Origin of the sequence: Phaeovulum sp. (assembly GCF_047638075.1) — a bacterium.
In the GTDB taxonomy this organism is placed as follows: Bacteria; Pseudomonadota; Alphaproteobacteria; order Rhodobacterales; family Rhodobacteraceae; genus UBA6197.
The window spans coordinates 13,969-27,277 of record NZ_JBLJBV010000083.1 but is presented as its reverse complement, the minus strand read 5'-3'; the positions used below and the strand labels follow the sequence as shown (position 1 = coordinate 27,277).

At 61.4% G+C, this 13,309-nt stretch carries 14 protein-coding genes; 5 read left to right on the top strand and 9 right to left on the bottom strand.

The window, feature by feature from the left end:
- Window positions 1-82 precede the first annotated feature (82 nt).
- A complete protein-coding gene (locus tag ACM62R_RS13055) occupies window positions 83-532 on the top strand; it encodes a Phasin (RefSeq protein ID WP_415184478.1) in 450 nt (149 codons plus the stop codon).
- Window positions 533-855: 323 nt separating this feature from the next.
- Window positions 856-1,422, top strand: coding sequence for a polyhydroxyalkanoate synthesis repressor PhaR (phaR, locus tag ACM62R_RS13050; RefSeq protein WP_415184477.1), 567 nt, complete (start codon window positions 856-858; stop codon window positions 1,420-1,422).
- Between the two features lie 182 nt (window positions 1,423-1,604).
- Here phaR and ACM62R_RS13045 read toward each other — a convergent pair whose 3' ends face one another.
- From ACM62R_RS13045 to ACM62R_RS13015, 7 genes are all read right to left on the bottom strand, one after another.
- Window positions 1,605-2,024, bottom strand: coding sequence for a hypothetical protein (locus ACM62R_RS13045; protein WP_415184476.1), 420 nt, complete (start codon window positions 2,022-2,024; stop codon window positions 1,605-1,607).
- Window positions 2,025-2,603: 579 nt separating this feature from the next.
- Window positions 2,604-3,110, bottom strand: coding sequence for a L,D-transpeptidase family protein (locus ACM62R_RS13040; RefSeq protein ID WP_415184475.1), 507 nt, complete (start codon window positions 3,108-3,110; stop codon window positions 2,604-2,606).
- Window positions 3,111-3,179: 69 nt separating this feature from the next.
- The gene (locus ACM62R_RS13035; RefSeq protein WP_415184474.1) at window positions 3,180-4,415 is read right to left on the bottom strand and encodes a class I SAM-dependent RNA methyltransferase; all 1,236 of its coding nucleotides are present in this window, start codon (window positions 4,413-4,415) and stop codon (window positions 3,180-3,182) included.
- Window positions 4,412-6,250 (bottom strand): ABC transporter ATP-binding protein, encoded by a 1,839-nt coding sequence (locus tag ACM62R_RS13030; RefSeq protein ID WP_415184473.1) that lies wholly within the window; start codon window positions 6,248-6,250, stop codon window positions 4,412-4,414. The genes ACM62R_RS13035 and ACM62R_RS13030 overlap by 4 nt, the downstream gene beginning before the upstream one ends.
- Window positions 6,251-6,299: 49 nt before the next feature.
- On the bottom strand, window positions 6,300-7,445 hold the full coding sequence (locus tag ACM62R_RS13025) for a CCA tRNA nucleotidyltransferase (protein ID WP_415184472.1): 1,146 nt from the start codon (window positions 7,443-7,445) through the stop codon (window positions 6,300-6,302).
- On the bottom strand, window positions 7,442-8,047 hold the full coding sequence (locus ACM62R_RS13020; RefSeq protein WP_415184471.1) for a CoA pyrophosphatase: 606 nt from the start codon (window positions 8,045-8,047) through the stop codon (window positions 7,442-7,444). The genes ACM62R_RS13025 and ACM62R_RS13020 overlap by 4 nt, the downstream gene beginning before the upstream one ends.
- Window positions 8,034-9,053 (bottom strand): Hsp33 family molecular chaperone HslO, encoded by a 1,020-nt coding sequence (locus ACM62R_RS13015; protein ID WP_415184470.1) that lies wholly within the window; start codon window positions 9,051-9,053, stop codon window positions 8,034-8,036. The genes ACM62R_RS13020 and ACM62R_RS13015 overlap by 14 nt, the downstream gene beginning before the upstream one ends.
- 99 nt (window positions 9,054-9,152) lie before the next feature.
- On the opposite strand from ACM62R_RS13015, the gene ACM62R_RS13010 reads away from it, so the two are divergent.
- Window positions 9,153-9,602 carry an NUDIX hydrolase gene (locus tag ACM62R_RS13010; protein WP_415184469.1) on the top strand — a complete coding sequence of 150 codons (450 nt, stop codon included), beginning with the start codon at window positions 9,153-9,155 and terminating at the stop codon, window positions 9,600-9,602.
- Between the two features lie 179 nt (window positions 9,603-9,781).
- Here the strand turns inward: ACM62R_RS13010 and ACM62R_RS13005 are convergent, their stop codons facing one another.
- Together ACM62R_RS13005 and ACM62R_RS13000 are read right to left on the bottom strand one after the other, a co-directional pair.
- Window positions 9,782-10,501, bottom strand: coding sequence for a Bax inhibitor-1 family protein (locus tag ACM62R_RS13005; RefSeq protein WP_415184468.1), 720 nt, complete (start codon window positions 10,499-10,501; stop codon window positions 9,782-9,784).
- A gap of 150 nt (window positions 10,502-10,651) precedes the next feature.
- Window positions 10,652-11,614: an NADPH:quinone oxidoreductase family protein gene (locus ACM62R_RS13000; protein ID WP_415184482.1), complete on the bottom strand. Its 963-nt coding sequence runs from the start codon at window positions 11,612-11,614 to the stop codon at window positions 10,652-10,654.
- A 331-nt stretch (window positions 11,615-11,945) separates the two neighbouring features.
- Between ACM62R_RS13000 and ACM62R_RS12995 the strand changes: the two genes are divergently transcribed.
- Window positions 11,946-12,308 (top strand): helix-turn-helix domain-containing protein, encoded by a 363-nt coding sequence (locus ACM62R_RS12995; RefSeq protein ID WP_415184467.1) that lies wholly within the window; start codon window positions 11,946-11,948, stop codon window positions 12,306-12,308.
- Window positions 12,309-12,419: 111 nt separating this feature from the next.
- On the top strand, window positions 12,420-13,223 hold the full coding sequence (locus ACM62R_RS12990) for an inositol monophosphatase family protein (protein ID WP_415184466.1): 804 nt from the start codon (window positions 12,420-12,422) through the stop codon (window positions 13,221-13,223).
- The last annotated feature ends 86 nt before the right edge of the window (window positions 13,224-13,309 follow it).

Below are 13,309 nucleotides of genomic sequence, written 5' to 3'. Positions count from 1 at the left end.
CACTTGAAATGCTGCGCCGCAGCATGTATATCATGTCCAGAAGAAAACGGGCCCCCCGCCCAACTCAGATGGAGATACTCAGATGGCTAAGACCCAAGATTTCACCAAAGTCCTGCAAGATATGATGGGCTCGTTCCCGGTTGACGGTTCCGCGTTCCAAGGCGCGTTCAAAACCTCGGCCGAAATGGGCGAGAAAATGACCAAAGTGGCGCTGGAAGCTGCTGAAAAGTCGACCGAGATTTCCTCGTCCTGGGCCAAGGCGACCATCGCCAAGGTTGGCGATCTGGCCAAATCCAAGGAAGAGCCGGCCGACTATGCCAAATCGGTTTCCGATTTCGCCTCGGCTGCTGCCGAAATGGCTGCTGAAAACCTGGCCGCTTTCGCTGAAGTTGCGAAAAAAGTGCAGATGGAAACCGTCGAGCTGATGCTGGCCGCTGGCAAGGAAGCTTCGAAAGACGCGACCGCCGCCGTGAAAAAAGCGACCGACGACGCGACCGCCGCTGCTAAAAAAGCAACCGCTGGCGTTAAGTAAGATTGCCGTCAAACCGGCTTTTTCCTTGTAGCCGGTTGATCGACATATAAGGCAGGCCTTCGGGTCTGCCTTTTTTCGTATAACGCGGTGGCCCATGCCCACTGGCGATCAGAATAAAGACAAATCCTTCATACGCGTGCCGCCGGAAAGACAGGCGGGGCTGCGGGGTTTCTACCGGCTGTCCGGGTAAGGCATTTTAACCTGTTCCTGTCGATTTTTGCCACCTAACCGATGGATTTGCCGATTTGTTCCTTTTCTTCTGTTGCTTTTGCTGCAGCGCATATTAGGCTTTGCTGCACTGCCAAAAACATGGGGAGGCCACGATGGCCGAAGATGCCAAGCCCTTGCTGATCAAGCGCTATGCAAGCCGCCGACTTTATAACACCGAAACCAGCGATTATGTGACGCTGGAAGATATTGCCTCCTTCATCCGTGATGGCCGTGAAGTGCAGATCATTGACCTGAAATCGGGGGATGATCTTACGCGGCAATACCTGCTTCAAATCGTTGCGGAACATGAAAGCCGGGGCGAAAGCGTGCTGCCGGTGGATGTGCTGACCGACCTTGTGCGCAGCTATACGACCAACGCGCAAAGTGTGGTGCCACAGTTTCTGGCCGCCAGTTTTCAGATGCTGCGCGAGGGTCAGTCGAAACTGCTTGAAGGATTTCCTGGAATGCCCAATCCGATGGCCTCCATGCCTGGGTTCGACGCGCTTCAAAAGCAGCAGCAGGCCTTCATGAAGATGATGATGGGGGGCTGGAAAGACGCCGGCGAGGACACCGACGCTGCGCAGGCCGAAACGGGCACAAACGAGACCGACGATCGCAACGATCTAAAAGCAATCAAGAAGCAATTGGCGGATCTGCAATCAAAACTGTCCCGGCTTTAGGGCTTTCTCGGTGACGTAAGGCTGTGGCGGGGATATCTGATCCCCGCATCCGGGGCCTTGAAACGCGCCTGTAGCTGATCCGGCAGGCCGCGCCTTTTGATCAGCGCCAGCCAAACGGGGGGCATGGCGCATGTAGGCGATTCATCGGCTAGGGGTGTTACCCAGGGCGGGTTTGCAGGGGGCTAATACGGCAGACCTTTTCGGGTTGAAAATGCCAGCGCGCGCAGCAATCCGGCCAGCAAGATAACCACCGCCATCGGCGCTGCATAAAGCACCAGACCAGCCCAAAGGCCGATCTCTCCCAGCGGGGCAAAACCGCGCGATGAGCCAAGCACCGCATGCAGTGCCAGCATCACCGCGACACTGGCTACCCAAAGGGCCAGACGATGCCGCCGTAGCATGAACCCTGCCAGAAACGGCACGCCCCAGACCGCGCCCCATCCGCTAAACACGACCGCCATTCCGCCCGCCGTGACGATTGCGGTTGCGCGAATGTCAAATGGCCAAAGTGCACCACGCCACGTTGCCAATGCGCCCGCAGCCAAAAGCACCAATCCCAAAGCCCCAAGATATTGCCCCAGCGCGCGCCACCTTGATGTCATCAGTATCCCCTTTTCAGCCCCGGTGGCGGCGCGCCACCGGCCCGGTCCTTGCTGCTGTCCGCAACAAAGGCCGCGTATCACAAGCCGGGGCGACTAGCCTGCGTTTTCTGGGGTAGCACCAAAAAGAGGCTCGTTCATCGCCTGTCTCTGGCATGGTCAAGAAAGGCTTCCAGTGCGACGTCCGCTGATTCCGGACACTGACATGCGCAGGCGTAGATCTCAAAAACAGTATAGCCACACTCGCAAGGCAGCTTGACCGATGGCCCCGCAGCCGTACAGTTGCGGGGGGCGGGCGCAGGTGTCTGAATGCGCGTGGGCGCTTTATATTTTTTGGCTCCGAACATACCGATAGTTGAGTAAAGTACTAAGTATTTGTCAAGGGCATTTATCCACGATCAGTCGTGATCGAGGTTTTCAAGATATCATGCCTATCAGTCTGCCCGCCCGGATGGCCCGCGCCGAATTAGAGGAGATCCGGAACCCGAAGCCGATAAAACCCTCATACGGGCTGCGGCAAAAATTAGAATCCGCTCCTTCAAAGGCCAGCCCCTTCAAAAGGACGTGGAATTGCCGGGGTTGTCAGGGAAAGATGATGATCGTCGTGCCGTCGCGTACCATCGCGTAAATATCTTCGATCTCGTCGTCTTTCACGGCGATACAGCCAGCCGTCCAATCCTTGCCGCGGCCCTTGTTTTTCTTGGCGCGCCCATGGATGAAAATGTCGCCCCCCGGCTTTTTACCCATGGCTGCGGCCTCGGCGGCGTCACGGCTGTCGGGGTATGAAATGCCCAGCGACAGGTGGTAGGCGCTGTTGGGGTTGCGCCGGTTGATCAGGTAGCCGCCTTCGGGGGTTTTGCCGTCGCCTTCAAATTTCTTTGGACCGACCGGGTTGCCGCCCAGCCCGATCTTGTATTTCTTCAGCACCTTGTTGCCGCTTAGCAGATACATCCGGCGTTTACCCTTGTAGACCTGAATCTGGGTCACGGGCGGGCCGTCGTAATGGCGAAACTTTGCGCCTTTGCCGGTGCCGCAGGCTGTCAATAGGCTAAGGGCGGTCAGGCCCAAAAGTGCCCCACGTCTGTTCATGATGATCGGTTCTCGACTGCTCGGTTATTTTGGGCGATGGTAACGCAGGTTTCGGGAACTGACCAGCCGTCAGGATGGGGTATTGCCGCGCGAAAACCGGGCGACCAGCTCGACATGGGCCGACCAGCGGAACTGATCCACCACCGTGACCCAATCCAGCCGATAGCCGCCGTGGATCAGGGTTCGGGCATCGCGGGCAAAGGTCACGGGGTTGCAGGACACATGTGCGATAACCGGGACGGCGCTTGCCGCCAATTGCGCAATCTGCGCCTCGGCACCGGCGCGGGGCGGGTCTATCACCACGGCGTCATAGCGGGCCAGCTCGTCCAGCAGCAGCGGGCGGCGGAACAAATCGCGCGCCTCGGCTGTGATCCGGTGCAGGCCCGTGGCCCCACGCCAGCCAGCGTCAAGCGCCTTGATCATCTGCGGGTCACCCTCGACCGCGTGAACGTCGGCCCCGGCGGAAAGCGGCAGCGCAAACGTGCCGGATCCGGCGAACAGATCCGCGATGCGGTGCGCCGGGCCCACCGCCTCTTCGACGGCGGCCAAAAGCGCGGCTTCGCCCTCTTTCGTGGCTTGCAAAAACGCCCCCGGTGGCGGCACCACCCGCGCTGTGCCGAACTGCTGGGTGGCGGGGCGGCGGGTCGCCACGGGTTCGCCGTTCCACGACAGGCGGGCAAGATCAGCGGTTTCGGCCAACCGCCCCAACGCCTCGAACAGCGGCGGATCCAGGTCTTTGCCGCCCATGGCCGCGACCTCGGCCCCGGCATCCGATAGCGTCACGGTCAGCGCAAGCTCGGCTTTGCGGCTGGCGCCAAGGGCGGTGAGCGCGCGCAAGGCGGGCAGGGTGGCCATGACCTCGGGCCGCAACACAAGACACTCGGTCAGGTCGATGACCGTATCCGAGGCGCGGGCGTGAAACCCCACCAGAACGCCCTTTTTGGTCCGCCGTCCCGACAGTGTGGCGCGCCGTCGCGACCTTGGCGGAGAGGTTTTGACACCCCGCATGGTGGCCTCGATCCCCTGTCCGGCCAGCGCAAGGCGCACCACATCGGCCTTCCAGTGTGCCACGAAACCGTCTGACGCATGTTGCAGCACGCAGCCCCCGCAGGTGCGGTAATGCGGGCAGGGTGCGCGGACCCGGTCAGGGCTGGGGGTGACGATGCGGGGGTGCGCGATGCGCCCGGCCACAACCTCGCCCGTCACTTCTTCGCCGGGCAGGGCCATGGGCACATAGATCGGGCCATCAGGGCCGCGGGCAATTGCGTCGCCGTGCAGCGACAGGCGTTCGATCATCAGCGTCATGCGGGCTCTTTCTCATCATCTGTGCCAATGAAGCCGCCCGACTGGCGGTTCCAATAGCGCGCATATAGCCCCCCTTTGGCCAGCAGTTCGGCATGGGTGCCGGTTTCGACAATCTGCCCCGCCTCCATCACCACGATGCGGTCCATTTCCGACAGGGTCGACAGGCGGTGGGCAATGGCCAGCACCGTCTTGCCCGTCATGATCCGGTGTAGCGCAGACTGGATCGCGGCCTCTACCTCGCTGTCAAGCGCGCTTGTCGCCTCGTCCAGAACCAGAATCGGGGCGTCTTTCAGGAAGGCACGGGCAAGGGCGATACGCTGGCGCTGGCCACCTGACAGCTTGACCCCGCGTTCGCCCAGATTGGCGTCATAGCCGCGATTGCCCAGATGATCTTGCAGCGCCAGAATGAATTCATGCGCCTCGGCGGCGCGGGCGGCGGCGATCACCTCATCCATCGTGGCGTCGGGACGGCCATAAAGGATGTTGTCGCGGGCCGAGCGGTTGAACATCGCGGTTTCTTGCGTGACCATGCCGATATTGCGGCGCAGACTTTCCTGGGTGACGTCGCGCAGGTCTTGCCCGTCGATCAGCACCGCGCCCGCCTCGGTATCGTAAAGCCGCAACAACAGGGCGACCAACGTTGACTTTCCCGCCCCCGAGGCACCGACAATGCCCAGCCGTTCGCCCGGCGCGATAGTCAGCCGAAGGCCATCCACGCCGCCGGTTTCGCCGCCATAGGCAAAGCGCACATCGTCAAAGCGGATCTCGCCTTTGACGCGGGTCAGGGTGTGGGCGCCGGGGATATCGGTCAGGGTGTGGGGCGGGGTCAGGGTGCGCATCCCGTCCTCGACCTCGCCCACCGATCCCCAAATTCCCATCAGGGACATGCTGACCCAACCCGTCATTTGCGCAATGCGGATAGAGATCGCCCCCGCGCTGGCAATTTCGCCCGCGGTGGCGCTGCCTTGCTGCCACAGCATCAATGTGCCACCAACCAGCAGCACCGGCAGCAACCCCGCCAGTGTCATCAGCGACAGCCGGAACCGGGTCGAGACCACGCCAAAATCCAACGCGCGTTCGCGAAAACCGGCCATGGCCGACAGCGCGGCGCGGTCTTCGTGGCTGGCATGGGCAAAAAGTTTCACGGTCTTGATATTGGTGATCGTGTCCACCACCTGCCCCGTCACCATCGCCCGGGCCGAGGCCCGCGCCGCCGATTTGCCGCGCACGCGGGGCAAAAACCAACGGATCAGCCCCAGATAGGCCACCAGCCAGACGCTAAGCCCCAGCGCCGCCCAGCCATCAACCGCCAGCAGAAAAACCGCCGATCCGATGATCGAGGCCAGCGCAAAAGCCGCGGTATTGATCATTTCCGAGGTGACATCGGTCACCGCACGGGCGGTCTGCATTTGCTTTTGCGCGATGCGCCCGGCGAAGTCGTTGTCAAAGAACGTCACCGCATGACCCATGGTCCAGCGGTGCAGACGCGATAGCACCAGCGGCATGACATTGGGGTTGATCAGCATATTGAGCGAGGCCGACGACAGCCCGAATACCAAAGGCCGCGCGATCAGGTAAAACGCCGCAAAGCCCGCCATTAGCGACCAGTTATCGGCAAAGACCCGCGCGGGCGTGCTGGCCAGCGCCGCGTCAATCACCCATCCAAGCAGCAAGGCCGAGACCACCTCCATCGACCCTGCCAGCGCCGACAGCCCCCCCGCCAGCCACAGCGCAGGCCAGGCACCTTTGAGGCACCAGCGAAAGAACGCCCCCAGCAGTTGCGGGGGCGGGCCATCTGCAGGGCGGAAGGCATCTATCATCGAGGTCACTTTCATTGTGTGCCACGGGTATAGGCCGATGCGGGGCAGGGCGAAACCCACCCGATCAGCGCAACAACTCATCGCGCGACAACGTGAACCCCGATGCGATCCAGCGGGCCTCAAGGTCGCGCAGCCGCTGGCCAAGGGCGGGGCCTTGCAGGTCGGGCATCAGATCCGCGGCGCTAATGGGAAACCGCGCCGATGCGCCCCGCCGCGCCGCCTCGGGCCAGCCTTCCGGCAGCGGCATTTCCAGTAACGCCGCACGCACCAAAAGAGCGTCCTGCGCGCCCGCTTCGCCCAGACGGTAGCCCAGCGTTCCGGCGTCTTCATAGCTGCCGATAGCCGATTGCAGCGCCTCCAGCGCGCGCGCTTCAGCGTTGGACAGGCGCAATGCCTCGGCTTGGTCGGTGCCGCCCAAAGCGGCCAGACGGCGAATGAAATCGGGCTTATGCCCGTCTTCCAGATGCACCAATGGCGCAATGGCACGCGCAGTCGCGCCGGCCAAGGTATGGGCCAGCACGCCACAAGCCTCCATCGAGGCCAGCGCCGGGCCTGGGTCGGGGGCGGTCAACAGTTTGCGCATTTCCGCGCCAACGCGTTCGCGCGACAGCGTATTTATACAGTCGGCATGGGCGGCACAGGCAGCCAGCCCTTCGGCATCTGGCCCGTTCGCAGGGTCGCCATAAAGGGCGGTAAACCGGAAAAAGCGCAATATGCGCAGATAGTCTTCGCGGATCCGGTCTTTCGGCTTACCCACAAATCGCAGGCGGCGCGCGGCAAGGTCGGCCAGACCGCTGCCCAACGGGTCAATTACCCGGCCATCGGCGCGGGCATAAAGCGCGTTCATGGTAAAATCGCGGCGGGCGGCGTCTTCTTCGATATGCGGTGAAAAGGCAACGGTGGCGTGGCGGCCAAAGGTTTCGACGTCGCGGCGAAAGGTGGTGACTTCGTGCGCAACATGATCGGCCAGCACGGTCACGGTGCCATGGTCAACGCCGGTCGGCACCGGCCGCATCCCGGCCGCGCGTGCAAGGGACATCACCGTTGCGGGCAGCGCGTCGGTGGCAATATCAATATCCGCCACGGCCTGACCCAACAGCGCATTGCGCACACACCCCCCCACAAGAAATGCCTGCTGCCCTGCGCTGGTCAGCATGTGCAAAACCCTTTGCGTGCTGTCTGCGGTGATCCAATCGTCGGTTATCTTCATCGCGCCGCCATCCTGTCAGCCAATGACCGCAAAATCCGTGCGGTAGCGCCCCATATGTAATAGGGGCCGTAGGGGGCTGTATAGTAGTTGCGCCTTTGCCCCAGCCAGAGCCGCCCTTCGATGCGAAATGCCGCCGGGTTGGAAAAATGGGTCAGCGGAACGGTGAACACCTCGTCGACCTCGCCCGCCTCGGGGATTGGGGCAAAGGGCGTGCGAACACGCGCCAGCACCGGGGTCACCAAAAAGCCCGTCACCGTTTCATGCGGATCAAACGTGCCCAAAATCTCGACATTGGCAGGGGCAAGGCCGACTTCTTCTTGCGCCTCGCGCAGCGCGGCGCCGATGGGGTCAGCGTCGCCAGGGTCAACCTTGCCGCCAGGAAAGGCGATCTGGCCGGGGTGGTGGCGTAACTGCGACGATCGTTTGGTCAGCAGCAGCGACGGGCCCGTGGCGGTTTGGGTAAATGCGACCAACACCCCCGCAGGGCGCAGCACGCGCCCCTTTGGCAATATTGTGCCGGGGTTCAGGTCATAATCCGACGAGGGCCGCCCCGGCCGTGCCAAAGCAGCGATAACCGGGGCCAGCGGATCAGTCACCATCATCTTGCTCCAACGGGGTGCCATCGGGTGCGATTGTTGCCTCGAACCCCAGTGACCGGGGGTCAAATTCGTAATGCGCGCCGCAGAATTGGCAATCGGCGGTCAAGACACCCTCGGGGGTGGTCATCGTCAGGATCTCTTCTTGCGAATAGATCCCAAGCGAATTTCGAACTTTGTCAGGCGAACACGAACAGCCAAACTCTACCGGCTGGGCGTCATAGACGCGCGGGGCCTCTTCGTGGAAAAGCCGGACCAACAGATCCGTCGGATGAACCGAGGGGCCGATCAGCTCCATATCTTCGACTGTATCAAGCAGCATGTTGACGCGATTCCAGTTTTCACTTTCCTGCCCTTGCAGGATATCGGCACCCACCAATAGCCCGTCATCACCCGAGCCCCCTTCTGACGCGACAAACGGCGATGATTTCGGCATGTGCTGAAGCATCACCCCGCCCGCGCGCCAGCGTTCCGGCTGGCCCGGCAGGATGGAGCGGCCATAAGACAGCGCGAACCGCGTGGGCAACTGTTCGGACTGTGCGAAATAGGTAGCAGCGCAGGCGGCAAGCGAGCCACCCGACAGGGGGGTGATTCCCTGATAGGGGGTCATGCCTGCGCCCTGGTCGATCAGCACGGCAAAATACCCCTCACCGATCTGGTCAAAAGGGGCGGCATCGGTCAGCCCGTCGGCGTCATAACTGGCCCAACCGCGGATTTTGGCGGGGGCGCCGTCTTCGCTGGGGCCGTAATAATCGGTTGCGATGATCCTGATCGCGCCCGAGCCGCGGATTTGCAGGCTAAGTTTCCAGCGCAGCTTGATCGTTTGGCCGATCAGAGCGGTCAGCAACGCCGCCTCGGCGACAAGCGCCTCGATCACCGGGGGGTAGTCGTGTTGACGCAACACCTGCTCCAACACGCCATCCAGCCGCGCGACCCGCCCCCGGATGTCAGAGTGATCAAGCTGGAAGGGCAGGACGGTATCATCCCAGGCAATTTGCGAAAGCGTGGTCATGGCGGTTCCTTGGGTATTTTCGGGGGCTTTTCTTGCGCCCTTTGGGCTGGCATACCGCGCCTATATAGGTGCGGCAACCGCACACCCAAGGGCAAACCGATGATCCGAAGATTTGGCGAACCTATCGTGGCCGGGCAACGCTATGGGCTCAGACCCGGCGCATATGGCATTTTGATGCTGGGCAACCGGGTTTTGGTGACCCATCAAACTGATCCGAAACCCGAATACCAACTGCCCGGCGGTGGGATTGACCCCGGTGAAAGCCCGATCCGCGCGTTGCACCGCGAAGTGTTCGAGGAAACGGGCTGGAGCATTTCAGATCCGCGGCGGGTGGGGGCCTTTCGGCGCTTTGCCTATATGCCCGAATATGACCGATGGGCGGAAAAGCTGTGCACCATCTATCGCGCCCGCCCGGTGCGAAGATTGGGCCCCCCCACGGAGCCGGGGCATCGCGCGGTGTGGCTGGACCCACGACAGGCCGCAGCACTTTTGGGAAATGAAGGCGACAGACATTTTCTGCTGCAGGTCATCAGGGCTGCGGGCCGCTGACTGCTGGTTGGCGGGTTAGGTGCCATCCGGCGGATTTTGGATCAGCCTCTTTGGTCGTTTTTGCAGGCTTTGCGGCCATAAAAACCTGCCGCGCATCGCGCGGCAGGTATCGGTAGCGCCATGTCCTGACCCAAGGGGGTCAGAAAGCTGCGTTTGAGAAAACCGCGTTTTGATGCGGTTTAATCGCGGTTCCCCAGAAATTGCAGCAAGAACATGAACATGTTCAGGAAATCGAGGTAAAGCTGCAAGGCACCCAGAATGGCCGCCTTACCCAGGAATTCACGATCTGACTGCACAAGCTGCAGATAGGTGTTCTTGATGTTTTGCGTGTCGTAGGCGGTCAGCCCTGCAAAAATCAGCACACCAATCACCGAAATGGCGAATTGCAGCGCCGAGGACACCACAAAGATGTTGATGATCGAGGCCACGATCAGCCCGATCAGACCCATCATCAGGAATGACCCCATTGCCGACAGGTTGCGCTTTGTCGTGTAGCCATAAAGCGACAGCCCCGCGAAAGAGATCGCCGTGACCAGGAAGGTCTGCGCAATTGAGACACCGGTATAGACCGCAAAAATATAGCTGATCGACAGGCCCATCAGCGCCGCAAAGCCGAAAAATACCAGCTGCGCGGTCGCTGCCGACATCTTGTGCAGCATCGCGCCAAAAGCGAACACCACCGCCAGCGGCGCAAACATGACCACCCATTTAAGGGGCGATCCAAAGATCATGTTCAAAAGCGCCTCGTTGGTGCCAACGGCCCAAGCCACAAGACCCGTAACGGCCATGCCCACCGACATCAGCCCGTAGACCTTGTTCATATGCGCGCGCAGACCTTCGTCGATCTGCGTTGAGCGGGCGCCTGCCTGGCTGGCGCGCACCGTATTGAAGTCAGCCATGTAAGCCTCCAGTTGAAAAGGGAACGCGGCAACCCTGATCAAGCACCGCGACTAGAACCGTATATTGGCGGCACTGGCACGAATTTCAAGCAGTTCCGGGCCGATCTTGTGCACAACTTTCTGAACAGATCGGCGGGCGCGTCCGGATGGCTAAGCCATTGTCACCACGATCTTGCCGGTTGAACGGCGTGCGCGCAGCATTTCCAACGCCTCGGCGGCGCGCTCTAGCGGGAATTGTGCGCCGACATGGGGCGCAAGGGCCCCTTTGGCATACCAACCCAGCAAGGTTTGCAGGCTGTCCCTCATCACGTTGGGGGCCAACGCCAGATAGCCGCCCCAATAAAGCCCGTGCAGTGCGATGTTCTTGACCAGAAGATGATTCAGCGGCACTTCGGGCGGGCTGCCCGAGGCGAAACCGACGACCAAGAACCGGCCGCCGGTATGAAGCGCGCCAAACGCGGCGCTGCCTGTGGCGCCGCCAATGGCGTCATAGATGACATCGGCGCCGCCTTCGGCCTTGATCGCGCCACGCAGATCGGGGGTTTCGCTGTCCAATAGCACATCGGCCCCGGCCTTTCTGGCCACCTCCAGCCGGTCAGCGCCACGCGCGCAGGCAATCACCCGCGCGCCCATCTTTTTGCCAATTTCCACCGCCGTCAGCCCGACCCCCCCCGCAGCCCCCAGCACCACCAGCGTTTCGGCCGGTTGCAGCGCCGCCCGGTAGGCCAACGCCACATGCGACGTGCCATAGGCGATCTGAAACCCGGCGGCAGTTTCAAAGTTCATGTTATCAGGCAGGGGGATCGCGCGGCTTGCCTCAAAGTTTCCCGCATCGGCCAGCCCGCCCCGGCCCGCAAAGACCGCAACCCGCGTGCCCGGCGCGGGGCCGGTGGTGCCCGGCCCAAGCGTTTCAACAGTGCCCGACAACTCCATCCCCAGCGTGAAGGGCAGCGGTGGCGTGTCCTGATACCGCCCAGAAATCATCAGCAGATCGGCAAAGTTCAACCCGCATGCCGCGATCCTGACCCGCAGCTCACCCGGGCCGGGGGGCGGCAGACGCAGCGGCACCAGTGCCGGAGCGGTTTTTGGAGAGATCATCTGAAACGCGCGCATCACGGCCCTCATGGGGGAATTAGGGCCTATCATAGGGGCCATCGCGCCTTGCGAAAAGCCCAAGGGTGGTGATTCGTTTTTCGGGGCTCAATCCTGAGTTGCCCTTGGGTAAGCTGCGAAATCCGCAAAAAACAAGAAACAATCTTAGCGCGATCAGGCAAATTCGCCAACACGCATACAGTGTTTTTGGGGTTTTGGCCGGGCCATGAGTGGAAATCCGCCGCTCGCCTTATGGTGGACCTGTCTTTTCGGACAGGTTTCGCATTTTCGTTATATTGTGCAGGCTTGGGCATGGTATTTGATTATCCATCTGACGGATTAGGAGTAACGAATGAAACACCCTGTAGATGTGCATGTCGGAAAAAGAATTCGCCACCGCCGCTGGATGGTCGGCATGACGCAGCAACAACTGGCTGAAAAAGTCGGGATCAAATTTCAGCAGATCCAAAAATATGAAACGGGGATGAACCGGGTTTCCGCCTCGCGTCTTTGGGATATTGCCGATGCGGTTGAGGTTCCGATCTCGTTCTTTTTTGAAGGTCTTTCCGAAGGCGGCATAGCACAGGAAGAACTTGCCGGCGATATTTTGGCCGACAAGGAAGCACTGGCATTGGTTCGGTCCTATTACGCGATCCCTGAACCCCAGCGGCGCCGTCTGTTCGATCTGGCTAAGGTGCTGTCAGACGCGGCCTGAAAGCGTGCGCGACATTGCAATGATTAATTCTGTGCCGCTTTGCGGTGACTTGACGACACTCGGGGGGGCGGTTACCGCTCCCCTTGTTCGTTTCAATTGTGGGATGGCCCGGTGAGCCCTGATTTGTCAAATGCCGATCATGAGGCGCTGATAGCGGTTGCCAACGCGCTGGCCGATACCGCGCGGGTCGAAACCTTGAAACATTTCCGCCGCCCCGGTCTTGATGCTGCAACCAAGGAACAGGCCCGGTTTGATCCGGTAACCGTGGCTGACCGTGCCGCCGAGGCGGCGATGCGCGCCGTTTTGGCCGCGCGCCGTCCGCAAGACGCGATCCTGGGCGAAGAATATGGGCCTAAGGCTGGCACCAGCGGCCTGACCTGGGTGCTGGACCCGATCGACGGCACGCGCGGCTACCTATCGGGCACCCCGACATGGGGGGTACTGATATCGGTTGCGGATTCGAATGGGCCGCTGTTCGGGCTGATTGATCAGCCTTATATCGGTGAGCGTTTTCTAGGCGGCTTTGGCCTGGCCGAGGTTTGCGGCCCGCAAGGCCGGCATACGCTGAAGGCGCGCGCGCCCCGGCCGCTCTCAGAAGCTATCTTGTTTTCAACCTTCCCCGAGGTGGGAACCGCCGAAGAGGGTGCGGCCTTTGCCACGCTTGCCGGGCGGGTGCGGCTCGTGCGCTACGGGATGGATTGCTACGCCTATGCGTTGGTGGCGTCCGGGCAGATTGATCTGGTGGTCGAAGCGGGGCTGCAGCCCTACGATGTGCAGGCGCCAATAGCGGTTATCGAAGCCGCAGGCGGCATTGTGACCAACTGGCAGGGCGGCCCGGCCCAACAGGGCGGGCGGGTTCTGGCGGCGGCAAATTCCGATATACATGCTGCGGCGATGGCCGTGCTGGCGGGCTAGCGCGGCGGTTTTGCGGGGTTAAAACGGGGCTTTTGCGGGGGTGTATCCAGCTTTGGGGATCGTGGCCCGAACTGTGCGATGTCTGC